General features: G+C 55.7%; 26 protein-coding genes. 14 read left to right on the plus strand and 12 right to left on the minus strand.

All coding sequences use genetic code 11. The features are described from left to right. Positions 1-10: 10 nt before the first annotated feature. Positions 11-1,516: a CoA-acylating methylmalonate-semialdehyde dehydrogenase gene (locus GYRE_RS10675; protein WP_006817334.1), complete on the minus strand. Its 1,506-nt coding sequence runs from the start codon at positions 1,514-1,516 to the stop codon at positions 11-13. Positions 1,517-1,671: 155 nt separating this feature from the next. On the opposite strand from GYRE_RS10675, the gene GYRE_RS10680 reads away from it, so the two are divergent. Together GYRE_RS10680 and tcp are read left to right on the plus strand one after the other, a co-directional pair. After that, a complete protein-coding gene (locus GYRE_RS10680) occupies positions 1,672-2,517 on the plus strand; it encodes a MurR/RpiR family transcriptional regulator (protein ID WP_006817333.1) in 846 nt (281 codons plus the stop codon). A gap of 70 nt (positions 2,518-2,587) precedes the next feature. Next, complete coding sequence (tcp, locus tag GYRE_RS10685; protein ID WP_006817332.1) at positions 2,588-4,162, plus strand: methyl-accepting chemotaxis citrate transducer; 1,575 nt, start codon at positions 2,588-2,590, stop codon at positions 4,160-4,162. Between the two features lie 19 nt (positions 4,163-4,181). Here the strand turns inward: tcp and GYRE_RS10690 are convergent, their stop codons facing one another. The 7 genes from GYRE_RS10690 to GYRE_RS10720 all read right to left on the minus strand — a co-directional run bounded on the left by GYRE_RS10690 (position 4,182) and on the right by GYRE_RS10720 (position 12,634). Beyond that, complete coding sequence (locus GYRE_RS10690; RefSeq protein ID WP_006817331.1) at positions 4,182-5,564, minus strand: amidohydrolase family protein; 1,383 nt, start codon at positions 5,562-5,564, stop codon at positions 4,182-4,184. A gap of 23 nt (positions 5,565-5,587) precedes the next feature. Next, a complete protein-coding gene (locus GYRE_RS10695) occupies positions 5,588-6,538 on the minus strand; it encodes a carbamate kinase family protein (RefSeq protein WP_038255168.1) in 951 nt (316 codons plus the stop codon). A gap of 72 nt (positions 6,539-6,610) precedes the next feature. Continuing rightward, positions 6,611-8,158 carry a hypothetical protein gene (locus GYRE_RS10700; RefSeq protein ID WP_038255170.1) on the minus strand — a complete coding sequence of 516 codons (1,548 nt, stop codon included), beginning with the start codon at positions 8,156-8,158 and terminating at the stop codon, positions 6,611-6,613. A gap of 11 nt (positions 8,159-8,169) precedes the next feature. After that, entirely contained in the window at positions 8,170-9,588 is a 1,419-nt protein-coding gene (locus GYRE_RS10705) for a YlbE family protein (protein WP_006817328.1), read from the minus strand. Next, complete coding sequence (gene fdrA, locus GYRE_RS10710) at positions 9,588-11,135, minus strand: acyl-CoA synthetase FdrA (RefSeq protein ID WP_038255172.1); 1,548 nt, start codon at positions 11,133-11,135, stop codon at positions 9,588-9,590. Before fdrA ends, GYRE_RS10705 begins: the two co-directional genes overlap by 1 nt. Next, positions 11,113-12,015: an oxamate carbamoyltransferase subunit AllH family protein gene (locus GYRE_RS10715; RefSeq protein ID WP_112471503.1), complete on the minus strand. Its 903-nt coding sequence runs from the start codon at positions 12,013-12,015 to the stop codon at positions 11,113-11,115. The genes fdrA and GYRE_RS10715 overlap by 23 nt, the downstream gene beginning before the upstream one ends. 13 nt (positions 12,016-12,028) lie before the next feature. Then, positions 12,029-12,634: an ankyrin repeat domain-containing protein gene (locus tag GYRE_RS10720; protein ID WP_006817325.1), complete on the minus strand. Its 606-nt coding sequence runs from the start codon at positions 12,632-12,634 to the stop codon at positions 12,029-12,031. Positions 12,635-13,015: 381 nt separating this feature from the next. On the opposite strand from GYRE_RS10720, the gene GYRE_RS10725 reads away from it, so the two are divergent. Beyond that, the gene (locus GYRE_RS10725; RefSeq protein WP_038255174.1) at positions 13,016-13,954 is read left to right on the plus strand and encodes a LysR substrate-binding domain-containing protein; all 939 of its coding nucleotides are present in this window, start codon (positions 13,016-13,018) and stop codon (positions 13,952-13,954) included. A gap of 6 nt (positions 13,955-13,960) precedes the next feature. Here the strand turns inward: GYRE_RS10725 and GYRE_RS23725 are convergent, their stop codons facing one another. Beyond that, a complete protein-coding gene (locus GYRE_RS23725) occupies positions 13,961-14,119 on the minus strand; it encodes a YqaE/Pmp3 family membrane protein (RefSeq protein WP_006817323.1) in 159 nt (52 codons plus the stop codon). 161 nt (positions 14,120-14,280) lie between these two features. Between GYRE_RS23725 and GYRE_RS10735 the strand changes: the two genes are divergently transcribed. Continuing rightward, positions 14,281-14,580 (plus strand): ArsR/SmtB family transcription factor, encoded by a 300-nt coding sequence (locus GYRE_RS10735; RefSeq protein WP_038255176.1) that lies wholly within the window; start codon positions 14,281-14,283, stop codon positions 14,578-14,580. Between the two features lie 10 nt (positions 14,581-14,590). Further along, positions 14,591-15,112: a rhodanese family protein gene (locus tag GYRE_RS10740; protein ID WP_038255178.1), complete on the plus strand. Its 522-nt coding sequence runs from the start codon at positions 14,591-14,593 to the stop codon at positions 15,110-15,112. Positions 15,113-15,145: 33 nt separating this feature from the next. Here GYRE_RS10740 and stpA read toward each other — a convergent pair whose 3' ends face one another. After that, positions 15,146-15,547 (minus strand): DNA-binding protein StpA, encoded by a 402-nt coding sequence (gene stpA, locus GYRE_RS10745; protein WP_038255179.1) that lies wholly within the window; start codon positions 15,545-15,547, stop codon positions 15,146-15,148. Between the two features lie 727 nt (positions 15,548-16,274). Between stpA and alaE the strand changes: the two genes are divergently transcribed. After that, the gene (alaE, locus tag GYRE_RS10750; protein ID WP_038255180.1) at positions 16,275-16,724 is read left to right on the plus strand and encodes an L-alanine exporter AlaE; all 450 of its coding nucleotides are present in this window, start codon (positions 16,275-16,277) and stop codon (positions 16,722-16,724) included. Positions 16,725-16,757: 33 nt separating this feature from the next. Here the strand turns inward: alaE and GYRE_RS10755 are convergent, their stop codons facing one another. Then, on the minus strand, positions 16,758-17,105 hold the full coding sequence (locus GYRE_RS10755; RefSeq protein WP_006817317.1) for a DUF2002 family protein: 348 nt from the start codon (positions 17,103-17,105) through the stop codon (positions 16,758-16,760). A 159-nt stretch (positions 17,106-17,264) separates the two neighbouring features. Between GYRE_RS10755 and GYRE_RS10760 the strand changes: the two genes are divergently transcribed. Next, positions 17,265-17,591: a DUF883 family protein gene (locus GYRE_RS10760; RefSeq protein ID WP_006817315.1), complete on the plus strand. Its 327-nt coding sequence runs from the start codon at positions 17,265-17,267 to the stop codon at positions 17,589-17,591. Between the two features lie 65 nt (positions 17,592-17,656). Here GYRE_RS10760 and pdxR read toward each other — a convergent pair whose 3' ends face one another. Beyond that, on the minus strand, positions 17,657-19,006 hold the full coding sequence (gene pdxR / locus GYRE_RS10765; protein WP_038255206.1) for a MocR-like pyridoxine biosynthesis transcription factor PdxR: 1,350 nt from the start codon (positions 19,004-19,006) through the stop codon (positions 17,657-17,659). An 88-nt stretch (positions 19,007-19,094) separates the two neighbouring features. Between pdxR and GYRE_RS10770 the strand changes: the two genes are divergently transcribed. From GYRE_RS10770 to proW, 7 genes are all read left to right on the plus strand, one after another. Continuing rightward, positions 19,095-19,526, plus strand: coding sequence for a carboxymuconolactone decarboxylase family protein (locus tag GYRE_RS10770; RefSeq protein ID WP_038255182.1), 432 nt, complete (start codon positions 19,095-19,097; stop codon positions 19,524-19,526). Positions 19,527-19,693: 167 nt separating this feature from the next. After that, positions 19,694-19,954, plus strand: a complete 261-nt coding sequence (gene nrdH, locus GYRE_RS10775; protein WP_006817312.1) for a glutaredoxin-like protein NrdH — start codon at positions 19,694-19,696, stop codon at positions 19,952-19,954. Beyond that, positions 19,951-20,361 carry a class Ib ribonucleoside-diphosphate reductase assembly flavoprotein NrdI gene (gene nrdI / locus GYRE_RS10780; RefSeq protein ID WP_006817311.1) on the plus strand — a complete coding sequence of 137 codons (411 nt, stop codon included), beginning with the start codon at positions 19,951-19,953 and terminating at the stop codon, positions 20,359-20,361. Before nrdH ends, nrdI begins: the two co-directional genes overlap by 4 nt. Beyond that, on the plus strand, positions 20,334-22,478 hold the full coding sequence (gene nrdE / locus GYRE_RS10785; RefSeq protein WP_038255185.1) for a class 1b ribonucleoside-diphosphate reductase subunit alpha: 2,145 nt from the start codon (positions 20,334-20,336) through the stop codon (positions 22,476-22,478). The genes nrdI and nrdE overlap by 28 nt, the downstream gene beginning before the upstream one ends. 10 nt (positions 22,479-22,488) lie before the next feature. Continuing rightward, a complete protein-coding gene (gene nrdF, locus GYRE_RS10790) occupies positions 22,489-23,451 on the plus strand; it encodes a class 1b ribonucleoside-diphosphate reductase subunit beta (RefSeq protein WP_006817309.1) in 963 nt (320 codons plus the stop codon). 353 nt (positions 23,452-23,804) lie between these two features. Continuing rightward, complete coding sequence (gene proV, locus GYRE_RS10795; RefSeq protein WP_038255187.1) at positions 23,805-25,007, plus strand: glycine betaine/L-proline ABC transporter ATP-binding protein ProV; 1,203 nt, start codon at positions 23,805-23,807, stop codon at positions 25,005-25,007. Beyond that, positions 25,000-26,064: a glycine betaine/L-proline ABC transporter permease ProW gene (gene proW, locus GYRE_RS10800; protein ID WP_006817307.1), complete on the plus strand. Its 1,065-nt coding sequence runs from the start codon at positions 25,000-25,002 to the stop codon at positions 26,062-26,064. The genes proV and proW overlap by 8 nt, the downstream gene beginning before the upstream one ends. Positions 26,065-26,070: the final 6 nt, after the last annotated feature.

Genomic DNA, 26,070 nt, shown 5'->3' on the forward strand with positions numbered 1-26,070 from the left:
ATCCCTCCTGTCAGCCCAGCGTCGGCATGGAGAATGCCGCCCCCTGATCTTGCTGCATTTCAGGCCAGCGGGCGGTGATGGTTTTCATACGGGTGTAGAAGCGCACGCCGTCGTGACCGTGGACGTTAAGCGGCCCGAAAATCGAGCGCTTCCAGCCGCCAAAGCTGTGGAACGCCATCGGTACCGGGATCGGTACGTTCACCCCGACCATCCCGGCCTGCACCTCTTCGCAGAAGCGCCGCGCGCAGCCACCGTCGCGGGTAAAAATCGCCGAACCATTACCATATTCGTGGCGGTTAATCAGATCCACCGCGCTCGCATAATCTGCAACGCGCACCACACAAAGTACCGGGCCGAAAATCTCTTCCTGATAAATCGTCATCTGTGGAGTGACGTTATCAAACAGCGTCGGGCCAACGAAGAAGCCCTGCTCGTGCCCCTTCACCTTCAGCCCACGACCGTCAACGCGAAGCACTGCGCCCTGCGCTTCGCCGCTGTCAATGTAGCCAAGCACTTTGCTGCGATGCGCCGCCGAAATCAGCGGCCCCATTTCGTTTTCCGGGGTCTGGTCGAGCCCTGGCCCCACGCGCAGGGTCGCAATTTGTTCTTCCAGACGTGCGCAAAGGTCGTTTGCGGTCTCTTCTCCTACCGCCAGCACCACCGACAGCGCCATGCAGCGCTCTCCCGCCGCACCGTAGGCCGCGCCCATGATCGCGCTGGTCGCCATTTTCATGTCTGCATCCGGCATCAGCACGCAGTGGTTTTTCGCCCCACCCAGCGCCTGACAGCGTTTGCCGTGGGCCGATGCGGTCTGGTAAATGTATTCCGCAATTGGCGTTGAACCGACGAAGCTCACCGCCTGCACGCGCGGGTCGGTCAGCAGCACGTCCACCGCTTCTTTGTCGCCCTGCACGACGTTGAACACGCCGTCCGGCAGGCCGGCCTCTTTCAGCAACTGTGCCAGCGCCAGCGCCAGAGACGGATCTTTCTCTGAAGGCTTCAGGACAAAGGTGTTGCCGGTGGCAAGGGCTATCGGGAACATCCACATCGGCACCATCGCCGGGAAGTTAAACGGGGTAATGCCCGCGCAGACGCCGAGCGGCTGCATCAGCGAGTGGCTGTCGACGCCGGTACCGACGTTAGCGGAGTGTTCGCCTTTTTGCAGATGCGGAATACCGCAGGCAAACTCCACCACCTCCAGTCCACGGGTCAGTTCGCCTACCGCGTCGGAATAGACTTTGCCGTGCTCTTCGCTAATGATGCGGGCCAGGCGCGGCATGTGCGCTTCGAGCAGGGCTTTAAAACGGAACATCACGCGTGCGCGCTTAAGCGGCGACTGCCGTGACCAGCCAGCAAACGCCTGCTGGGCGGCGGTGACCGCCTGCGCGGTTTCCTGGGCGCTACTCATGACCACCTGGCGAATGGGCTCGCCGCTGGCCGGGTTGAAGATCGTCTGAACGCGCTGGCCTGAACCGGTGACACATTCGCCGTGAATAAAATTCGCTACCGTCTCCATCCTGAACCCTCTCGCTGTTGTTAGGTGATTGTGACCAGAACACTGTATATGAAATAAACGTTCTATTTTAAGTTGAAATAAAACAAATATTGATTATTGTGATCAGCAATGGATTTTTATGTTGTAGAATGGACGGACGACCAAGAGAGGGAAAAATGACCACAGCATCCAGCCTGAGTGAACTGCAGCAGCAGATCCGCGACCGCTATGACAGCCTGAGCAAACGCCTGCAGCAGGTATCCCGCTACGTACTGGATAACACCAACAGCGTGGCGTTCGACACCGTCGCGGTGATTGCCGAACGCGCGGACGTACCGCCCTCAACGCTCATCCGTTTCGCCAACGCCTTCGACTTCACCGGCTTCAACGAGATGAAACAGTTGTTTCGCATGAATCTGGTCGAAGAGACCGCCAGCTACAGCGACCGTGCGCGTCTGTTTCGCGAGATGGAAAGCGAGGCGGTTCCGGAGACGCCGCTCGATATTCTGCAGGAGTTTGCCCGCTCTAACGCCCAGTCATTACAGCAGCTGGCGGCCCGCACCGAACCGCAGATGCTGCAACGCGCGGTCAACCTGCTGGGGCAGGCAGAAACCATCTACGTGGTTGGTCTGCGCCGCTCGTTCAGCGTTGCCACCTATCTGACCTACGCCCTGAGCCATCTTGAGTGCCGCCCGGTCCTGCTCGACGGCATGGGCGGAATGCTGCGTGAACAGGTCGGACGCATTAAAGCGCAGGATATTGTGGTTTCGGTGAGTTTTTCACCCTACGCCGAAGAGACGCTGATGGTCAGCGAAATGGCCGCTAAAGCCGGTGCCCGACAGATTGTTATCACCGACAGCCAGCTTAGCCCGCTCGCCACCTTCAGCGATTTGTGCTTTGTGGTGAAAGAGGCGCAGGTAGACGCCTTCCGCTCTCAGTCGGCAACGCTGTGTCTGGTACAGTCGCTGGTCGTGGCGCTGGCTTATCAGCAGGGGAACCTGAAGAGCGAGATACCGCGCTAAATTTAAGTTTCCACCCGTCACGCCGATAGTCATTTATTGAGCGCTTCTGCTTAACAAATGGACTGTCGTCATGCTGAAAAATGTACGCGTTATTACCGGAATCGTTATCGCCCTTGGCATTTTTTGTCTGCTGCAGGCGGTCACCGGAGGCCTGTTTTACTCTGCGGTCAACAGCGATCGCCTGAACTTCCAGAGTTCAGGCGTGCTGAACGCCCAGCAGGAGAACCTGAGCGAGAGCGTGAATACGCTTATTAAAACCCGAGTGACCGTTACCCGCGTGGCGATCCGCTTTCTCAAGAATCAGCGCGATCCGGCTTCGCTTGCGGCGATCGACAAACTGCTGAACACCGCCAACACCTCGCTGGCGAAGGCCGAGAGCGACTACAAAATCTGGCAGAGCCTGCCGCCGGTGGCAGGGCAAAATCCGGAACAGGCCGCAGCGATGGCGAAATCGTGGCAACAAATGCACGACGTACTGCGCCAGTCGATTGATTTCCTGAAAGCCGATAACTATCAGGCCTATGGCGATCTCGATGCCCAGCAGGCGCAGGATGACGCCGAAGCCGCCTACAGTCAGTGGCGCAGCACCAATAACACGCTGCTGAAAGCCGCCGCCGACACCAACCAGAACAACTTCACCCGTATGCTATGGACGCTCGGCAGTATTCTGCTGGCGGTGGTGGCAGTACTGGTGGTTATCTGGCTTGGGCTGCAGCATCTGCTGCTGAAACCGCTTAACAGCATCATGAATCATATCCGCACCATCACTCACGGTGATTTGACGCACACCATCACCATCGACAGCCGCAACGAGATGGGCCAGCTGGCAAGCGGTCTGCACGAGATGCAGCAGTCGCTGGTGACCACCGTCAGCGCCGTGCGTAGCAGCACCGATTCCATCTACACCGGCGCAGGTGAAATCGCCGCCGGGAGCAATGACCTCTCTTCACGCACCGAACAGCAGGCCGCTTCACTGGAAGAAACCGCCGCCAGCATGGAACAGCTGACCGCAACGGTAAAACAGAACACCGACAACGCGCGTCAGGCAACGCTGCTGGCAAAAACGGCTTCAGAAACCGCGGCCCGCGGTGGACGGGTGGTCGATCACGTTGTTCACACCATGAACGATATCTCCGACAGTTCGCAGCAGATTGCGCACATTACCGGCGTAATTGACGGTATTGCCTTCCAGACCAATATTCTGGCTCTCAACGCTGCGGTGGAAGCCGCGCGCGCCGGGGAACAGGGCCGGGGCTTTGCGGTAGTGGCCGGAGAGGTGCGAACGCTGGCCAGCCGCAGCGCCCAGGCGGCAAAAGAGATTAAGGGGCTTATCGAGAACTCAGTTAACCGGGTGAATACCGGTACCAGCCAGGTGGCTGAAGCCGGGGATACGATGAAAGAAATCGTCGCCGCCGTCGCGCACGTGACGAACATCATGAGTGAAATTGCCTCCGCCTCTGATGAGCAGAGCCGGGGCATTGAACAGGTGAGCCTCGCGGTGTCGCAGATGGATAGCGTAACCCAGCAGAACGCCTCGCTGGTGCAGGAATCAGCCGCGGCTGCCGCCGCGCTGGAAGATCAGGCCGAACAGCTGCGCCAGGCGGTGGCGGCATTTCGTCTGAACGCACAGGCGACCCTCTCCTGACGGAGAGGGTCATTTCGCCTCAGACGTTAACGCTGCCCCATACCATCTTCCCTTTGTGGAAGGTGGCGGTGCGCGGCGAAATACGGGCAACGGCTTCGGCAGAGCAAGAGGCGTCCACCAGCACAAAGCTGGCGTCATCCTGCGCTTTCGGCCAGACGCGCTCGCCTTTATCGTTCAGCGGCAGCACGTCGCCCGTCGCGATAGCGAGCGAGCGGGAGAGGTTTTGCTCGTTCGGGTGGATGTAGAGCTGGGCGTAGAGGTTCGCTTTCTCCAGCATGTCGCCCAGACCAAACGGTGACCAGTGATCAATCACACTGTCGGTGCCGGTCATCACGAAAACGCCCTTCTCACGCAGCTGCTGCAGCGGCATGTGCAGGGTGCCAATCGGCACCGTCGAGGCTATCGTAATTTGCTGCGCCGCCATGCGGGTGGCCAGCGTATCAACCTGCTGCTCGTTGAGCGTCGCCAGCGCGAAAGCGTGGCTGATGGTCAGTTTACCCTTCAGTTCCGGCGTTTTCTCGACGGTTTCCACCATGTAGTTTACGGCGGCAACGCCTGCCGGGCTGGTCTCGTGGAGGTGGATATCCACCCCTTTGTTGTAATCCAGCGCGATGCGGAACATGGTATCGAGCGATTTTTCCATCGCCCCGTCGACGTTGGTCGGATCCAGGCCGCCGACGTAGTGTGCCCCGGCCTGCATCGCGTCACGCATCAGCGGCTCTGATTTTGACAGCAACAGCCCGTGCTGAGGGAAGGCCACGATTTCACAGTCGAACCCTGCCTGACGACGCGCCAGCACCGCCTGCAGGTTTTCCAGATTTTTAAGACCGGAAACCGGTTCGATGTTGCAGTGGCTGCGCGCAACGGTCGAGCCTTTCGACTGGATAAGATCGATGAGCTTTTCTGCCCGTTCCTGGGTGTAGGGCTGCAGCTGCGGCAGCATCTTCTGCTCCAGTTTGATCATATCCTGAATCGTGGTACCCGCTGGGCGGTTCAGCGAGCGCCACGGCCCGCCGTAAAAGGTTTTGTCGAGGTGGATATGCATGTCGCGCATCGCCGGTAGCATCAGCTTGCCGCCGGCATCGTAGCTCGGAAGCGTCGCGTCAGGGTGGCTCTTGTTATCGCGCAGGGCAACAATTTTGCCGTTCTCAATTTCAACCGTCTGCAGTTCAGTCCGGGTATGAGCTGCGCTGCCGTTCTCGTAGTCAAATCCGGTTTCGAGACGGACGTTGTCCAGGTAGTAATGGGTATCGTCGAGAGTCATGGTTCCTTTCACTTCACAGTTTGCCACGCCAGGAGTGGCAGCATACGCCACCTGGGAGGTGGCGCCAAACAGCGCGGCGGCGGTGACCATTTTGCCGCTCTGGCTGAGAAATTCACGGCGGCTTTTATTTTCGCTCATTATCTTCTTCCTTTTATCGCGTTTCAGGCATGCACAATATGGGTTCCGGTTTCCCCGCGCAGAGCGGCAGGTAAGCACTCCGGAGTGGTGATAATCACGCGTTTGCCACCGTGGTGGAGGAACGCCAGGCTGGCGACAATTTTTGGCAGCATGCTGCCCGGTGGGAAGTGTCCTTCTTCCATATAACGGGTCATGTCGGCGATGTTGACCACGTCCAGCGCCCGCTGCTGCGGTTTGCCGAAGTGAACGCACACCTTCTCAACGCCGGTGGTGATAACCAGGATATCGGCACGGATCTCGCGCGCCAGCAGCGCGGTGGAGAGATCTTTATCGATCACCGCATCAACGCTGTGATAATCACCTTCCGGGCTGCGCACCACCGGGATCCCGCCGCCACCGGCGCCAATCACCACGAATCCCTGCGCGGTCAGGGTTTTAATCGCCTCCGCCTCGACAATGCATTTCGGCTCTGGTGAAGCCACGACCCGGCGATAACCGCGCCCGGAGTCTTCAACAAAGCGCCAGTCCGGGTGCTGCTCCTGCAGGACGTCACGCTGGGCTTCGCTCAGGAACGCGCCAATGGGTTTCGCCGGATGTGCGAAGCCAGGATCCTGCGGGTCTACTTCAACCTGAGTGACCACCGTGACGGCTTTCTGCTCTCCCCGCCGCGCCAGGCGATTATTCAACGCCTGTTGAATAAGATAGCCAATTCCGCCCTGAGTGTCCGCGACGCAGTTGGCGAGCGGCGTCAGCGGTAATCCTTCCTGCTCGTGGGCAATTTCCGCACGCCGCAGGTCGAGCCCCACCTGCGGGCCGTTACCGTGGGTTAGCACAATGTTGTAATCCGAGGCCAGCATCTCCAGCACCGTATCTGCCACCGCTTTGACCGCTTCCGCCTGATGTTCAATCGACTGACGGGCGTTATCTTTAATAATGCTGTTGCCACCGATGGCAACCACCACGAGTTCTTTCATCTGTTTTCCTTTGGATGGTGCGCTCTGCTCCCCTCGCCACAACCCTCTCCCGGGGGAGAGGGAGGGCGAAAGTCAGGCTTCAGATACCGATGCCGTTCCCGCACGCGCCGCCTCACGGCTGTCGAGAACATGTTTGAGGACAAACATGCCGCTCATCATCAGGTAGGCCAGCACGAAGGTCAGAGAGCTGCCCTCTGCAAAGCCCACCACCGGCGCGTGAATGATGCCAAACAGCGCCAGCAGTGCCCCACCGGCGGCGGCGATCGCACCGCGCATCGGCTGGCTGTTGATAGCGAAGATAGCGATACATCCCCACAGCATGCTGGCAAGCGGCGCACCGTTGCCCAGATGCATCAGGCCGTCGTAGAAAATACCTTTGCTGTGCAGCGCCGCGGCACCAATTTCTGCGGCCGAGGTGCCCGCCGCCCCCATCAGACCGTTCATCATGGTCAGCGCCCAGTTGGCTATCCACGGGAACAGACAGATGAAGATAACCGGCACTTCCGGCTTCGGCGTTTCACGCACCACCTGGTTGGCGGTCACTACGCCGATAAACACCAGAATTGGCACAATCGCGGTCATCGGAATAATGGCAAGCATGAAGGCGCCAAGGCCGAACAACGGCACGAGGAACATGGTGAGCCCGGAGGCCAGGCTGTAGCCCATCCCTGCCCCCATCGCTTTCCAGCCAGGGTGACCCACATACACCGTCACCGGGAACGGGTTACCCATCAGGCAGCCCAGCATCGACGACAACCCGTTCGCCAGCATGACTTTTCGGGTGTTGTATTCATCACCCGCCGCGTGGGCGCTCTCAATGTTTTCCAGGTCAAAGATGTAGTTCGCAAGCCCCAGCGGCACCGCGGATGCCAGGTACGGCAGCGCGTGCGGCAGCCCCTGCAGGAAACTATTCACCTGCACCTGCGGCGGGTTAAAGCCGAAGGAAGACATCGAGGCTTTAATCGCTTCCGGGCTTTGCAGACCGGAGACCCACGCCAGCCCCGCACCGGCAACCAGCAACAGCAGGCCGGTTGGAATACGGGCAAACATCGGCTTTTTACCAAACCAGTTAATGAAGATAAGCAACAGCACGATGAACGATACCGTCGGCGCTTCAAACGCCTGCAGCATCGGGTTCATGGCCAGCAGCAGCAGGCCAAGCCCCGAGAGACAGGAGAGCAGTACGGTACGCGGGATCATCTTACGAATGGTCTCGCCGAGGAAAGAGCCGCCCGCCAGGATCATCGCTTCAACAAAACACCAGACGAGGCCAATCTGAATGGCAAACTCCGCGTCTTTGGTTTGCTGATATACCGGCATCAACACCAGGAAGGTGACGGTAAAGATTGACGGCGCGCTGGGGCCGGACGGCAGCGCCGTCACGTCCTTGCGCCCGGTCTGCCGCGCCATCTGCATGGCAAACCAGGTATAAAAAATACTCGCCGCCAGTACCGCCAGCCCGAAGGCTGGCGCAATACGACCATAAACAATCTCTTGCGGGATACCGACCACGAAGATGAGCATGCCCATCATGGTCAGCAGGTTCGTCAGGTTGTTCGTCATCAACCCGAAGTAAGCCGCCCAGTCACCTCTTTTCCACTCCAGATTCATGTTTTTCATGGATGCCTACCTTATAAGCAGTAGCGATCGCGGAACGTTAACAGTGCTTTCTCAAAGCAGCGGAACGGCGGATGCACGATCCCGGCACCAATCATCCCGACGCCGGCATCCTTGTGCGCAATCGCCGTGTTGATAACCGGCAGAATGCCGCTGCTGCCCACGCGAGTGATATCGATAGCGGTAGGGATCCCCATGAAGCCCAGCAGCGGGATCGTGACGTTCGGGTTCTCGCCGAGGGTGATTTCCCGCATCTGCCGCGAGAAATCGACCGCCTCTTCCACGGTGCCGCCCACCAGCGCCACAATCGCCGGGGCCGTCGCCATCGCAAAGCCGCCGATGCCGTAGGTTTCCGTGATGGCGCTGTCACCGATATCAAGCCCGGAGTCTTCCGGCTTATAGCCCGCAAACATCGGCCCGATAACCTGCTGCGACGGGCCGGTAAACCACTGGCCCGGCAGACCGCTGACCCGCAGGCCGAACTCCACGCCGTTACGCGCCATGGTGGTCACCACGGTGCTGTATTCAATGCCGTGCGCTGCGTCCATTGCCGCTTTACACATCGCCATCCACGTCGGGCCGGAGAAGTAGTCGCTGCTGGCGACGAACTCAAACACTTCACGCTGCTGCTCAACCGGATATCCGGCCTGGATAATGCCCGGTGTTAACGCCTGGATCAGCAAGGTCGTGCCTGCGTTATTACGGTTATGGCATTCGTCGCCCATGTGCAGCGCCTGGGCCAGCATCAGCCGCAGATCGATTTCGCCGATGATTTTCATCGCATCGCGCAGCATAGGACCCTGAACGTCACGCATCCAGATGAGGCGATCGACAACGCTCCGATCGTTCGCGCCCATGCGCAGGATCTTCGCCATCTGCTCGCTCATGTTGGTGTAAGCGCGGTTGCCGTAGGTTTTGTTTTCCACAATATGCATAAACATGGAGGCGGAAGTGACCCCGGCCATGGAGCCCACGCAGTCGTGCTCGTGGCACGGCGAGAAGATGATTTCGCCGGAAGCCGCAAGCCCGGCTGCCTCGTCGAGATCTTTCGCCAGCCCTTCAAACACCAGCGCTCCGGTCACGGCACCTTTCATTGCGCCACACATTTTCTCCCAGCGCACCGGCGGGCCGGCGTGGAGAATGGTGTTGCGGGTCATCCCCGGCACCACGTTGATAGCCTGGTCGTAACCCACCAGCACCGGATGCGACTGGATAATGCGCTCCAGCGCCTGCTGGTTAGCCGCCGCAATTTTCTCTGCCAGTGGGGATTCGGCGATGGTGTCGAGGGCAGCGACAACCTGCATGTTGCCCTGCCCCGGCGGCGTCCAGTCGAGGTGAGTCACGGCGACGTGCTGTTTTTTCAGGTCGTCGCTGAACATGGCGATACCGACGTTGATAACGTTCAGCGGTTGAGTAAATAGTGACTGGCTCATCAGGCTTCCTCCCCTTTAACCACAAATTCACGTGCCAGCAGCCCGGTATTGGTGCTGCTGCTTGCCCAGATAACCCCGGCATCGGTCAGCATCTGGCACTGTTTTTCAAGCGATGGAGTATCGAGATCGGTACCCAGCACATAGCCCAGGATCTCAAGCGGTCTGCTCTCTGCGGCAGCAATGGCTTTGGCTTCTTTGATGGCATCGAGCATCACGCCGACCGGATCTTCGTGTGAGCCGAAGCCGAGCACGAAATCCATCACGATAACGCCGACCTCAGGATCGCGCGCTTCCTGCAGCAGACGGCTGATGCGGTTGGTGGGGTCAATCATCGGGTGCGGTTTGCCGTTAGTGAAATCGTCATCGCCGAAGTCAAGGAAGGTGTGTCCTGTGCTTCGGTTGATATCCGCCAGGCGGAATGCCGGATTGGGGTGAATATTGCTGTAAACGTCGGCGTGCTTTTCCATCGCCGCAAACATCGCTTCGTCACACAGCGTACCGCCGCAGAACAGGCCACGAATGTATTTCTGCTCGGGAGTCAGACGGGCACGAACCTCTTTGATGAGCGGCCAGTTCAGCGGGTGAAGATCCAGACTCTCCTCTTTGATGCCTGTCAGCAGTACCGCCTTCAGCGCGGCGGCCTTGGTGGCGCTGGCGAACTGCAGACCAGATTCGTCGGCAGGCGCGGCATCACGTCCGAGGAAGCACACCACCACAGGTTTTTTACAGGCGCGAGCCCGCTTGAGAATTTTCTCTGCCACCGCCGGTGCCGGTGGCTTGGAGACCAGCACAATCACCTCAGTATCTTCAGAGGCTTCGAGCATGGCGATGGCATCGAGCATCATCAGACCACCGATTTTTTCACTGAGATCGCGGCCACCGGTACCAATAAGCTGCGAAATTCCGCCGCCAAACTCGTGGATCCGCACGCTCAGCTCCTGGCTGCCGGTGCCGGATGCGCCAACGATGCCGATGTTGCCGCGGCGTACAGCGTTGCCAAAGCACAGCGCAGCGCCGTTAATGATGGCGGTGCCGCAGTCTGGCCCCATCATCAATAGCCCCTTCTCGTGTGCCAGCTGTTTGAGCGCCAGCTCGTCGTCGAGCGAGACGTTGTCGGAGAACAACATTACGTGGAGGTTATTGTTCAACGCCTGACGCGCTTCGCGGGCGGCGAACAGGCCGTTCACCGAAATCACCGCCAGATTACTCTCCGGCAGATGTTTTTTGGCGCTGACGAGGGTGGCGTAGCGCGCTTCATGCTGGCCGCTTTCGGCTTTATGGGTGAAGAGTTCCTCAATCGCTGCCAGGTTCTCTTCGTTTGCCTCGTCGCTCGCCCCTTTGATAACGATCATCAGGTCGCCGCTTTTGGCCGCTTCCAGCTCAGGGGTCAGCATGCCTAAATTGTTCAGTACCCCTTTGTTCATCTCAGTCGCCATGGCGACAAATGCCTGTTCCACGCCGTCTAATTTATTTGCGCGGGTCGAGATAGACATCAGCGAAACCGAATCAAAGTAGGTATTCTTTTTAATGACAATCCTGGTTGACATAATTCTCTCCGGACAGATAGCTCAGCGCGCAGGCGTCCGCCATGCCATACAGCATGTCGCAGCCAGAACTTGAGCCGATATTTTTAATAGCAGAAAATGTTTTTTCCGTTGCCGTTTGCTTTCCGGCCATTATTTCGGCGGTTAGCCGACCAATATTTTCCCGATAGCGTTGTGCAAACGCTGCCTCTAAGGTAATAGCACTTAATAGCGTGGTATTATTTCTGCCAGCCTGTAACGCTGATAAAAAAACCTCACGATATTTCTCCAGCGGATGCCCGGATATAAATAAGATTATCGCCAGCCCCACCAGATAATCATCTCCCGACGGCGTCAGGCCAATACCTAACCCCATTAACGAGGTAACCGCCGGTGAAATATTTTCTCCTTGCTGAATGGCGCGAAATAGATCTTTTCTTCGCTGCTGTAATTGGCAGGCTATCTCCCGGTAAAAGAAATGCTCGCCACGGTAACAAAATAAGGTGTCATTCTCGTCAAGCTGCTGGCGAAGGTTGCGGAACCAGCCTCGCCAGGGGATTTCAGCAAACCGCTCGGTGGTGAGTACCCACTTCTCCGGCTGCCAGCGCTGGCAGCCGCGGGTCGTTATCCCTTTATCCTGCGCTATCGTAATGCCTGTATTGCTAAAGATAATCTGCTCACCGGGGCGGAACAGCGTGTCACAGTGAGTAAGCGCCAACCGACAGCTGTTGGGCGCGTTGTCGCAGCCTTCGCTTAGCAGCGTGAACAGCCGCTGCTGTTCAGGGATAAACAGGTTCACCGCATGGCGAAAAACCTGTTCTACCCGGCCGCTCCCCCGCAGGGAGAGAAACCCTTCATCTGCCGTGAGCGCCTGTACCCACTGCCGTTGCGGCGTGGTATTCATGGCGCTCCTTTAGTTATGCGCCGGCCTGTTTCAGCAGCGCGGCGATGGCGTGATAGCCTTTTTCCTGCGCCAGTTCCAGCGGCGTTTTCCCGTACTTATCGGTCATGTGCGGGTTAGCGCCGTGCTCCAGCAGCAGGCTGACAATTTGCTGCTGCTTTTCGCCGCCGTCGTTCAGGACGATGGCCTCAAGCAGCGGCGTCCAGCCGACAAAGTTGGTGTGATTAACGTTGATGTCAGTGTGCGCTAACAATTCGCGGACAATCTCAACGTGGCCTTTCTCGCTGGCCGGGGTAATACCCACACCGCCAAAGCGCGTCAGACGGTCGAGATCGGGTTTTGCCGGTAATACCAGGCGGAGTAATTGCAGATCGTTATTCAGGCAGCTCAGCAGGAAAGGGTTAAAGCAGGTTTGATCCTGTTTATTAATATCGGCGCCTGCATTAATCAGTAATGTTACGCAGTCGTAATGCTTGTTCAGACTGGCAATAATAATCGCCGTGCGACCCTGGCGGTTAGTGGCATTAATATCTACGCGTTTTTCCAGGCATGCTTTTAATCCAGCAGCGTTGCCCTGCTCCGCTGCCTCAAGGAATTCACTGATGAGGGTATTATCTGACATTATCTTTCTCCTCGATTTTTTTTGTTTATTCATTTTGTTTATCTGAGAATAGCAACAGCGTACGGATAAAAACATCCGCTTAAATTTCATTCATCGTAACCGCATTGATTATTGAGTAACATTCAATAATCAGAGCAAAAATGTGCAGCAGTGCAATCTTTCTCTTATGTCTACGCGCATTTTACCCGCAGCGAGTATCTGCTACCCACTCCCCGCCATGCCCCACAGAATGCGGGATATAACAAATTTCCAGAAGTGTGATAGCCCTCAAATCAAATGTAATCGCAGTGTTAAATTTCGTTCAAAACTGATTGCCCGCGATAAGAAATGCAAATACATTCAACAATGGCGATTACGCAAATGATGACAGGAGCGGGTGTAATGAATTCTATTTTTACCGAGGAGAATCTGCTGGCATTTACCACTGCTGCGCGTTTCAGTAGTTTTAGTAAGGCGGCAGAAGAGCTTGGGCTCACCACCTCGGCCATCAGCTACACCATCAAGCGAATGGAAACCGGGCTGGATGTGGTGCTATTTACCCGCAGCACCCGCAGCATTGAACTGACCGAATCTGGTTTCTACTTCTTTCGCAAAGCCACCGATCTATTGAATGATTTTCACGCCATCAAGCGCAGCATCGACACCATTGCACAGGGCATTGAGGCCCGGGTACGAATTTGTATTAATCAGCTGCTGTACACCCCCCGCCATACGGCCCGCCTGCTGCAGGTGCTGAAACGACAGTTCCCGACCTGCCAGATAACGGTGACCACCGAGGTTTACAACGGGGTGTGGGATTCCATTATCAATAACCAGGTCAATATCGCGATTGGAGCACCGGATACCCTGCTCGACGGTGGCGGCATTGATTACACCGAAATTGGCGCCGTGCGCTGGGCCTTCGCCATCGCTCCCGATCATCCACTGGCTTTTGTGCAGGAGCCTATCGCCGAAAGCCAGCTGCGTCTGTATCCAAACATCATGGTCGAAGACACTGCGCATACGATTAATAAAAAGGTGGGCTGGTTGTTACACGGGCAGGAGGCCATTCTGGTGCCTGATTTCAACACCAAATGTCAGTGCCAGATCCTGGGGGATGGGATCGGTTTTTTGCCTGATTACATGGTGCGTGAAGCGATGGAAGATAACCTGCTGATAACCCGCCGAATCCATAACCCGCGTCAGGATTCCCGTATGCTGCTCGCCACGCAGCACGCCGCCACGGGCCAGGTGACGCAGTGGATCAAGAAAGCGTTTCGGCCTGGAGGAGTGCTGACCGGGATCTATGAAGATCTGCTGCATCGGGAAGATGCAGCATGACAGGTACTACTCTTTGGTCTGTACCCAGAACGCATGGATCAGGCCCGGGAAGTAGCCAAACAGCGTCAGAAGAATGTTAATAATGAACGCCCAGCCAAAGCCTTTGCCCAGCAGGACACCCAGCGGTGGAATAAGGATAGTAAATACGATGCGCCAAAAACCCATAACGACTCCATGCAGATGAAATTATTGTCTGTTTAAGCGTAGCATTGTAGCGTCTCCCTCTCTGCGCTCCGCACGTTTTTACCCGCCTTTACGTTTTCTGTACTCGCTTTTCATTGGTCTTTATTTTAGTATTAACTAAATTTAGAAAACACTAAAATACCATGACTGAACTTGAACAGCTGCAACAAAGTGCCGGTGAGGCCGCCGCACTACTTAAGGCTATGAGCCACCCCAGCAGACTGATGATTCTGTGCACCTTGTGCGGTGCACCGGATACCACCGCCGGCGAGCTAGCTCAGGTCACCGGGCTCAGCCCTTCGGCCACGTCACAACACCTGGCGAAAATGCGCGAGGAGGGCCTCATTGACTGCGAGCGCCGCGCTCAACGCCAGCACTATTCCATCAAAAACCCAGCGGTAAATCAGATTATCAGTACGCTGAAAGCTATCTGGTGCCCATAAGGAGAACGCCATGAGTGTTGAAACCATTACTGCCCGCGAGGCTGAAGCCCGCCTGCGCGCTGGCACCAGGCTTGTCGATATGCGCGAGGCGGATGAATACGCCAGAGAACATATCGCCGAAGCACAACTGCTGCCCCTGAGCGCGATAGAACAAGGTGCCCGCCTGAACCTTAGCGCAGATGATAGCGTGATTTTTCACTGTCAGTCCGGCAAACGCTCGTCTGGTAATGCGGTAAAGCTGCTCGGCGCAGCGGCCCCCGGAAAGGTGTATTTACTGGAAGGCGGCATTGATGCGTGGAAGCAGGCCGGGCTGCCGGTGATAAAAGATGCAAGTCAGCCGCTGCCGCTAATGCGTCAGGTGCAGATTGCCGCCGGCGTGTTGATTCTGTGCGGGGTTTTGCTTGGCTATACGCTGTCTAGCGCATTTTTCCTGCTGAGCGCTTTTGTCGGGGCGGGATTAACCCTCGCAGGGGTGACCGGTTTTTGTGGCATGGCGCGTTTGCTGGCCGTCATGCCATGGAACCGACGCTAACAGAGCGGTGAGGTTACGCTCACCGCCAGCGGATTAGATGAGGAAATCGTCCAGCGTTTTACCGTTCGCCAGTGCAGTCGCAATAGGTTTCGGCGTTCTGCCCTGACCGGTCCAGGTTTGCACAAGACCGCTGGCATCCGTAAAACGATATTTCGCCGGACGCGCTTTACGTTTTGCGGAACCTTCGATAACTGCCGCTTTACCACCCAGCAGTTCTTCCGGCGTCACGCCGTCGGCTTTCATCAGCTCAAGCCAGGCGTTAATTTTTTCCTGCTGCTCAATATTTTCCTGACGCAATGACAGTTCCTCATTGCGTCTTTCTTCAGTCACGATCCTGAATTTTTCCAGCATCTCTTCAAGAACGTCAATGGAGAATTCTCGCGCCATAGCACGCAGTGAACGGATATTATTAAACTTTTGTAACATTACAGACATAAAATATTCTAAACCCTTTATATAAGACACTATTCCAACTATCGCGGGCAGTTTATGATAATTACCCAGTCAATTCCACCCTTCATTATCCATGAATGAATATATACCTGATGCTATGGCAACGCTCATCATTATATTGCTATATATAGTATAAAATTAAATTAATAACATTTAACTAAAATTTGGTGAATAAAAAAACTGACGGTTAATTTAGTTACTAAATTCATTCACCAAACCACTCCAGTATTTTCAGTTTGTTAACATCCACAGTAGATTCAGGCCATTCCCATCGCGTGGTTCACAACATGAGTATCTATGCAGTTAAGAAGCATAACCTTAGAATAGTGAGTGCAGAATGTTTTGCTATATATTCGGCGGTTTTACGATAAAAAACACCAAACGTGATGCGCATCACTAAAACCGTGGTTTTTACTTCTCTTTCAAAGCCTGAGACCGTACCAGCACGGGCGGCCACCCAGACATCCATAAATCATAATTAACTGATAAATAAAATAATTTACCGCTTAGCCAGCAAAAATAGCAAAACCGGGGATATTCCTGCTCAACCAGAGCATTTTATTGACAAAAGCGCCATAAATAAAAATTTAACACTAGTTGTTACTTTCGATGCAGATGGATAATCTATACGCATAAAAACAGGCCGCCAAAAACGCTGCATTAACGCTCGTTTTTTGGTGTTTACGACTTGATTCTGAGGAGCAAATCGATGTTCTCTGCGCAGTCCCGTCTGCGTCATGCGGTAGCAGACACTTTCGCTATGGTGGTCTACTGTTCCGTCGTGAACATGTTGATTGAAGTTTTTCTCTCTGGAATGACGTTTGAACAGTCACTTTCATCACGCCTGGTCGCTATCCCGGTCAACATTATTATTGCCTGGCCGTACGGTATTTACCGCGATGCTTTTATGCGTATGACGCAGCGCATCAGTCCAAAGGGGTGGGTGAGGAATTTTACCGATGTGCTGGCTTATGTGACCTTCCAGTCACCGGTTTATACCGTGATCCTGCTGGCCGTCGGCGCTGACTGGCATCAGATTGCCGCCGCGGTAAGCTCGAACATTGTGGTCTCTATGCTGATGGGCGCGGTCTACGGCTATTTCCTGGACTATTGCCGCCGTTTGTTCCGGGTCGAGAATTACCGCCGGGCGAAAGCCTGATATTTCGCGACTGGCTTCACGCCAGTCGCTTCATTAATTCACGGCCTCACCAAAAAGCCCGTGCAGAAAGCGCTCCAGGGCAATACGTGAACTGAATCCATGCGCAATACCGTAATGCTGTTCAACATTTCCGGCTAAATAGAGTGGAAACTGCTGATAGTGATCGCAGGTTTTGATATCGGTAGCGGGTTCCGCCAGCGAAAAACTACGCTCTTTTAATGCCGGATGAATAATTAACGCGGTGCGCCCCATGCGCGCTTCACGGTTAACATAAACATAATTTTCACCCCGGCGATATCCGTAGGCTTTTTGGGTCACGACATCCATGGTAAATCCCACTTTTTCAAGAACGCGCGCCACCTCATCGGGTCGTAAATACATCGTCTTTCCTCATTATTTCACTACCCCGCCACCTTACCGTATTCCCCGTTCACCTCGCTTTCAGATAATTCCATAAACGCACTAATTAACCCGGATTTCCGTCCTGGCATAAAAATCTGTTCTACACTTTCTCTCACCACATAAACGACGGAGGTTTTCATGTTTAACCGGATAAACAGAAATGATGTTGATGATGGTGTACAGGATATTCAGAATGACGTCAGCCAGTTAGCTGACTCGCTGGAAGAAGTACTGAAATCCTGGGGAAGTGACGCCAAAGAAGAGGCTGATGCCGCACGACGTAAGGCGCAGTCCCTGCTGCGGGATACCCGGGCGAGAATGAACGGTCACAGCCGCGTTCAGCAAACCGCTCGTGATGTGGCAGACTCGGCGGACACCTGGGTACGCGATCGTCCGTGGCAGAGCGTGGGCGCGGCGGCCGCTGTCGGGATCTTTATTGGCGCTTTACTCAGTTTGCGTCGATAATTATCAACGTAGTGATGAAAATAAATACGCGTCTCACCCCTGCCTGCTTCGGCCCGCAGGGGTTTTTACGTTATGGCTTCCCGCAGCCGCCTGGCAAGCGCCGTGGCCTGCTCCATGGATGAAATGTTGGTGAAGCTCATGAGTAACCCGCCCTCCCCCTGACCGCCAAGCCGCCAGTCGCCCAAAGCCTGTACCGCCAGACCCAACTCTCTGGCGCGGAAGGCGAGGCGCCTGTCGTCTTCTGCAACCGACATCACCAGCTGAATACCGCCGAGTTGTGGTACCACGTGGAACCCCTCCACGGCTAAAGCTGCCTCCAGCCATTGACGACGCTCAGCATAGCTGTGACGCATTTTTTTCAGGTGCCGCCAGAAGTGGCCATCGCGGATGAAATCAGCGAGCGTTTGCTGCCAGAGCACCGGCACCGTACAGGGCATCATTCGTGCCTGCTGACGAAACGTCTCCACCAGCGGCGGTGGCACCACCAGCCAGGCCGTGCGCAATGCCGGGAATAACGATTTGCTGAACGTCCCGGCATAAATCACCCGCTGCGGGGCATCCAGGCTTTTCAGCGGCGGCAGCGGCTTACCCTGATAACGAAACTCGCTGTCGTAGTCATCTTCAATAATCCAGCCATCATGCTGTGTCGCCCACTCCAGCAGTTGTCGTCGGCGCGGTAATGACAGTGCACAGCCTAGCGGACTCTGGTGCGCCGGAGTTAACAGCGCAAAGCGCGCCGTCGGGTACTGCTGGATGCCTGCGCCGACGTTCATGCCATCTTCATCAACCGGTACCGGATGCAGTATCACCTGATGCTGAGTTACCACCGGGCGGATCAGCGGGAAACCGGGGTCCTCAACCCACATTCCGTCGCCGGGACGGGAAAGCGCACGCAGCAGCGTCGCCATCGATGCCGCAAATCCGGAGGTGATAAAAACCTGTTCCGGCTGACAATCAATGCTGCGCGAGTAGCGCAGGTAGTCGACAATCGCCTGACGCAAAACCTGCTCGCCGCAAACATCGCCCAGCGCGAGGTCAAACCGGGTCTGGGTGCGCAACCTTCGGCCCATTACCCTTGCCCACAGCGCTCGGGGGAAAAGATCCAGCGCCGGAAGCCCCATCTGAAACGGTTGCGGCTGCGGCTGCTCGTCGGCAAACCACAGCGCCTCCTCTTCAGGCTGCTGCGTACTGAGCGCAACGCTTACGAAAGTACCGGACTGGCCGTGCCGTTCAAGCCAGCCTTGCGCCACCAGCTCGGCATACGCGCTCTCGACGGTAGCTCTGGATACGCCAAGCTCCTCTGCATACACCCGGCTGGAAGGCAGGCGTTTTCCCGGCACGAGCTCGCCCTGCTCTATTGCTGATTTAATTTGTCGGGCAATTTGCTGGTACCTGGGGCTGCTTTTCACATCCATCATGGTCTGGTTTTTACTTAAAAATATGGTCATGTTGTACAGACCATTATAGTGCTACTTTGGCGGCAACTACACGAGGAGAACGACCATGACCACACTTCGCCAGCCTTACTATGAACTGAGCCCAGAGGTTTACAATGCTTTTGTCCACGCGAGCAAAGCCCTCGAAAAGTGCTCGCTGGAGTCGACGCTGATTGAGCTAGTGTATTTGCGCATTTCGCAGATCAACGGCTGCGCGTTTTGCCTGGAGATGCACAGCAAAGCGCTGCGTAAAAGCGGCGTTGAGCAGACCAAACTTGACGCGCTTGCCGGCTGGCGTGTCAGCCATCACTTCAGTGAGCGCGAATGCGCTGCGCTGGCATGGGCGGAGGACGTCACGCTGATTGCCGACACCCGTGCGGAAGATGCCGTTTATGAGCCGTTACTGGCGCATTTTAGCGCCGTTGAGATAAGCGACCTGACCTTAGCTGTCGCGCTGATGAACGCCTTTAACCGCCTCGCGGTCAGCATGCGCATGTAATTTTGGCTGTCAAAAGCCCGTCCCCCGTCGTGCTCATCGATGGGGCAAATCAACCCAAAAGATCTATATATTGTATGGTTGAACTTTAATTCAACTACATCTAGTATTCCATTTGAAGTCACCACACGATAACCGACGCTCATCATGGCGCCGTCCTGTTATTTTAAATGGAAATACGAATCATGCGCATTACTATTTACACTCGAAATGACTGTGTTCAGTGCCACGCCACGAAACGGGCGATGGAAACTCGCGGGTTTACGTTTGAAATGGTTAACGTCGACCAGGTTCCAGAGGCCGCCGATACCCTGCGTGCACAGGGCTTCCGCCAGCTTCCGGTCGTGGTGGCGGGCGAAACCAGCTGGTCAGGTTTTCGTCCGGACATGATTAATCGTCTGCGCCCTGATGCAATGACGGCAAGCCTATGAGTCATCTTGTCTATTTCTCCAGCAGTTCCGAAAACACACTCCGCTTTATCGAGCGTCTGGGGCTGCCTGCGGTACGCATTCCCCTTAACGAGCGGGAGCGCATTCAGGTGGATGAGCCGTACATACTGGTGGTGCCAAGCTACGGCGGCGGTGGGCTGGCCGGTGCCGTTCCCCGCCAGGTGATCCGCTTTTTAAACGATCCCCACAACCGGGCGCTTATCCGCGGTGTCATCGCCTCGGGGAACCGCAATTTTGGCGAAGCCTATGCCCTCGCCGGGGATGTGATTGCGAAAAAGTGCCAGGTGCCCTTTCTGTGGCGCTTTGAACTGATGGGTACCCAACACGATATCGACAGCGTTCGAAAAGGAGTGAGCGAATTTTGGCAACGACAACCGCAGAGCGCGTGATGCAAAGCACGCCGGACTACCATGCCCTCAACGCCATGCTGAATCTGTATGACGCCAACGGGCAGATACAGTTCGACAAAGACAGGGAGGCGGTGGCGGCATTCATGAGCAGCCACGTCCAGCCCAATAGCGTGGCGTTCGACTCGCAGGAGGCTCGTCTGGCGTGGCTCACGGCTGAAGGCTACTACGATGACAGCGTGCTGAGCCGCTACTCCCGCGCTTTTGTGGTTGAGCTGTTTGCCTACGCCCACAACAGCGGGTTCCAGTTCCAGACGTTTCTCGGCGCATGGAAGTACTACACCAGCTACACGCTGAAAACCTTCGACGGCAAACGCTATCTGGAGCACTTCCCGGATCGCGTCGTGATGGTGGCGCTGGCGCTGGCGCAGGGCAGTGAAACCCTCGCCCGTCAGTTGACCGACGAGATCCTCTCCGGGCGCTTTCAGCCCGCGACGCCGACCTTCCTCAACGGCGGCAAGCAGCAGCGCGGCGAGCTGGTCTCCTGCTTCCTGCTGCGTATTGAAGATAATATGGAGTCGATTGGTCGGGCGGTAAACTCGGCGCTGCAGTTGTCAAAACGCGGCGGTGGGGTGGCGTTCCTGCTCTCTAACCTGCGTGAAGCCGGGGCGCCGATTAAGCGTATTGAAAACCAGTCCTCCGGCGTCATTCCGGTGATGAAAATGCTGGAAGACGCATTCTCTTATGCCAATCAGCTGGGCGCGCGTCAGGGGGCCGGGGCAGTATACCTGCACGCGCATCATCCTGACATTTTGCGTTTTCTTGATACCAAGCGCGAAAACGCCGACGAGAAAATCCGCATCAAAACGCTCTCCCTCGGCGTGGTTATCCCGGACATCACCTTCCAGCTTGCGAAGGAGAACGCGCAGATGGCGCTGTTCTCGCCCTACGACATTGAGCGCCTGTACGGCAAAGCCTTCGGGGATATCGCCATAAGCGAGATGTACCCGACGCTGGTCGCCGACGAGCGAGTGCGTAAAAGCTGGATCTCCGCTCGCGACCTGTTCCAGACCCTGGCGGAAATTCAGTTTGAATCCGGCTATCCGTACATCATGTATGAGGATACGGTAAACCGCGCCAATCCGATTGCCGGACGCATCAACATGAGTAACCTGTGCTCAGAGATCCTGCAGGTCAACAGCGCGTCGACCTTCGATGAAAATCTCGACTACAGCCATGTCGGTAAAGATATTTCCTGCAATCTGGGCTCGCTGAATATCGCCCACACCATGGATTCACCCGATTTTGCGCTCACGGTGGAAACCGCGGTTCGTGGTCTTTCTGCCGTTTCAGACATGAGCCACATTCGCTCGGTGCCGTCGGTTGAAGCGGGTAACGCCGCCTCTCACGCCATTGGTCTTGGCCAGATGAACCTGCACGGTTATCTCGCCCGCGAAGGTATTGCCTATGGCAGCGAGGAGGGACTGGATTTCACCAACTTCTATTTTTACACCGTCACCTGGCATGCGCTGCATACCTCGATGAAGCTCGCACGCGAGCGTGGTCAACGTTTTGCCGGGTTTGCTGAATCGCGCTACGCCAGCGGGGAATACTTCAGCCAGTATCTGGACGGTGACTGGCAGCCAAAAACCGAAAAAGTGAGAACGCTGTTCAGCCGCGCAGGCATCACCCTGCCGACGCGGGAGATGTGGCAACAGCTTTGCGACGATGTGATGCAGTACGGTATTTACAACCAGAACCTGCAGGCGGTACCGCCGACCGGTTCTATCTCGTACATCAATCACGCCACCTCCAGCATCCACCCTATCGTCTCGAAGGTGGAAATTCGTAAGGAAGGGAAAACCGGCCGCGTGTACTACCCCGCGCCGTTTATGACCAACGACAATCTGGCGCTGTACCAGGATGCTTACGAAATTGGTCCGGAGAAAATCATCAATACCTACGCCGAAGCCACTCGCCATGTGGATCAGGGCCTGTCGCTGACGCTGTTTTTCCCCGATACCGCCACCACCCGCGATATTAATCGGGCGCAGATTTACGCCTGGAAGAAAGGGATCAAAACCCTGTACTACATTCGCCTGCGCCAGCTAGCGCTGGAAGGCACCGAAATTGAAGGCTGCGTATCCTGCGCCCTGTAAGGAGATAAGGATGAACCGTTTATCACGCGTCAGCGCCGTTAACTGGAACAAGATTCAGGATGATAAAGACCTGGAGGTCTGGAACCGTCTGACAAGTAACTTCTGGCTGCCGGAAAAGGTGCCGCTGTCGAACGATATTCCGGCCTGGCAGGCCCTGACACCGGAGGAGCAACAGCTCACTATCCGCGTATTTACCGGGCTAACGCTGCTAGACACGATTCAGAACACCGTTGGCGCACCATCGCTGATGGTGGACTCGCTAACGCCGCATGAGGAGGCGGTGCTGTCGAACATCTGCTTTATGGAAGCGGTTCATGCCCGCTCATATAGCTCGATTTTCTCGACCCTGTGTCAGACCAAAGATGTGGATGCGGCCTATCAATGGAGCGAGGACAACGCGCCGCTGCAGAGTAAAGCGCATCTGATGCTGGCCCACTACGCCGCAGACGATCCGCTGAAGAAAAAAATCGCGAGCGTGTTTCTGGAGTCTTTCCTCTTTTATTCCGGCTTCTGGCTACCGATGTATTTCTCGAGCCGCGGTAAGCTCACCAACACCGCCGACCTTATCCGCCTCATTATTCGTGACGAAGCGGTTCACGGTTATTACATCGGCTATAAGTACCAGAAAGGGCTGGAGAAAGTCAGCACGGAAGAGCGCGAGATGCTGAAGGATTTCGCCCTGGAACTGTTGATGGCGCTGTACGATAACGAACTCGCCTACACCGATGAACTGTACGCCGGAACCGGCTGGGAAGAAGATGTTAAAGCTTTCCTTTGTTACAACGCCAACAAGGCGCTGATGAACCTCGGCTACGAGGCGCTGTTCCCGACGGAAATGGCGGCGGTAAACCCGGCGATCCTGGCTGCCCTGTCGCCAAACGCCGATGAGAACCACGATTTCTTCTCGGGTTCGGGTTCGTCATATGTGATGGGAAAAGCAATAGAAACTGAAGACGAAGACTGGGATTTCTGAGGCTTATTTTCGGGTAAGTCATTTACGCCGCTTTACGGAAAATATTCCCTTATCATTCAATTTTTATCCGCAAATATCCCACACCAACTACACTGTCATCATAATGCCATATTCGCCTGAATCATCACGATTCAGGCGGAATTATACTACGCGTTGACAAAAAATCTCACAAAAACTTCACCTGTGCTCAGCCCTTATCTCATGGGAAATCACACCGATTCGCGCCTGGCAATTTCCGTGCCATGTCAGCAGCAAGGGTTGTCTCAGATTCTGAGTATGTTAGGGTATAGCCAGACAATTATTTCCATTAGGTAATACATAGCGCAAATAAATAAAAGGAAATCTTCTATTGCATGGCAATTAAATTAGAAATTAAGAATCTCTATAAAATATTTGGCGAGCACCCACAGCGGGCTTTCAAATATATTGAAAAAGGATATTCAAAAGAGCAAATTCTGGAAAAAACGGGATTATCGCTTGGCGTTAAAGACGCCAGTCTGGCCATTGAAGAAGGCGAGATCTTTGTCATCATGGGGTTATCCGGCTCCGGTAAATCCACCATGGTACGCCTTCTCAATCGCCTGATTGAACCTACCCGCGGACAAGTCCTGATAGACGGCGTCGACATCGCCAGAATATCAGACAGTGAACTCCGTGAGGTCCGCAGAAAGAAAATTGCGATGGTCTTCCAGTCATTTGCCCTGATGCCACACATGACCGTAGTGGATAATACCGCCTTCGGTATGGAACTTGCTGGAATATCTCCACAGGAGCGTCAGGAAAAAGCACTTGATGCATTACGACAGGTCGGGCTCGAAAATTATGCCCATGCCTATCCTGATGAATTATCCGGCGGGATGCGCCAGCGCGTCGGCCTGGCCCGTGCATTAGCCATTAACCCTGACATATTATTAATGGATGAGGCCTTCTCGGCGCTCGATCCCTTAATTCGTACCGAAATGCAGGATGAACTGGTGAAATTGCAGGGCAAACATCAGCGTACCGTGGTATTTATTTCCCACGATCTTGATGAGGCTATGCGAATTGGTGACCGAATTGCCATTATGCAAAATGGTGAGGTGGTGCAGGTGGGTACACCGGATGAAATTCTCAATAATCCGGCCAACGACTATGTACGCACCTTCTTCCGCGGCGTAGATATCAGCCAGGTGTTTAGCGCCAAAGATATCGCCCGCCGCTCCCCGGTGGGTCTTATTCGCCGCACGCCAGGCTTTGGCCCGCGCTCGGCGCTGAAGCTGCTGCAGGATGATGACCGCGAGTTTGGCTACGTCATTGAACGTGGCAATAAATTTGTCGGGATTGTCTCTATCGACTCTCTGAAAGCCGCCCTCAGTGAAGGTCTGGGGATTGACGCTGCGCTGCTCGAATCACCGCAGGCCGTTGATGCCAGCACCCCACTCAGTGATTTGCTCTCCCACGTTGGGCAGGCGCGCTGCGCCGTGCCGGTGGTGGACGAGGAACAACAATACGTCGGCATTATTTCCAAAGGCGTACTGCTGCAGGCTTTAGATCGCGAGGGGGCAAACAATGGCTGATCAATCTAACCCGTGGGAAACCGCACCGGCAGCCGACAGTGCTGCCTCATCCGCTGATGCCTGGGGTAACCCGGCTCCGGCACCGACCGATGGCGCTGGCGCCGACTGGCTGCACAGCGCCCCGGCGCCGCAGGCGGAACACTTCAACATCCTGGATCCGTTTCATAAAACGCTGATCCCACTCGACAGCTGGGTCACCCACGGTATTGACTGGGTGGTCATGCACTTCCGTCCGCTGTTCCAGGGCATTCGCGTGCCGGTGGACTACATCCTGAGCGCCTTCCAGCAGCTGTTGCTGGGAATGCCGGCACCGGTCGCCATCATTCTGTTTGCGCTGATCGCCTGGCAGATTTCGAGCTTCGGCATGGGGGTTGCTACCCTGATCTCGCTGGTCGCCATTGGCGCGATTGGCGCCTGGTCCCAGGCGATGATTACGCTGGCGCTGGTACTGACCGCCCTGCTGTTCTGTATGATTTTAGGGTTGCCGTTAGGTATCTGGCTGGCTCGCAGCCCGCGGGCAGCAAAAATTATCCGCCCACTGCTCGATGCGATGCAGACGACGCCAGCGTTCGTTTATCTGGTGCCTATCGTCATGCTGTTTGGTATCGGCAACGTGCCGGGCGTGGTGGTGACGATTATCTTTGCCCTGCCGCCTATCGTGCGTCTGACCATCCTCGGTATCAACCAGGTGCCGGCAGATCTGATTGAGGCGTCACGTTCGTTCGGTGCCAGCCCGCGTCAGATGCTGTTTAAGGTTCAGCTTCCGCTGGCGATGCCTACCATCATGGCAGGTGTTAACCAGACCCTGATGCTGGCGCTGTCGATGGTGGTCATTGCCTCAATGATTGCCGTAGGCGGTCTTGGCCAGATGGTACTGCGTGGTATTGGCCGTCTCGATATGGGGCTTGCCACCGTCGGCGGCGTGGGGATTGTTATCCTCGCCATCATTCTTGACCGTCTGACCCAGGCCGTCGGCCGCGACTCGCGCAGCCGGGGTAACCGTCGCTGGTACACCAGTGGCCCACTTGGTCTGATTACTCGTCCCTTCACCAAATAACAATTA

The sequence above is a fragment of the Yokenella regensburgei ATCC 49455 genome (assembly GCF_000735455.1).
Classification (GTDB): Bacteria; Pseudomonadota; Gammaproteobacteria; order Enterobacterales; family Enterobacteriaceae; genus Yokenella; species Yokenella regensburgei.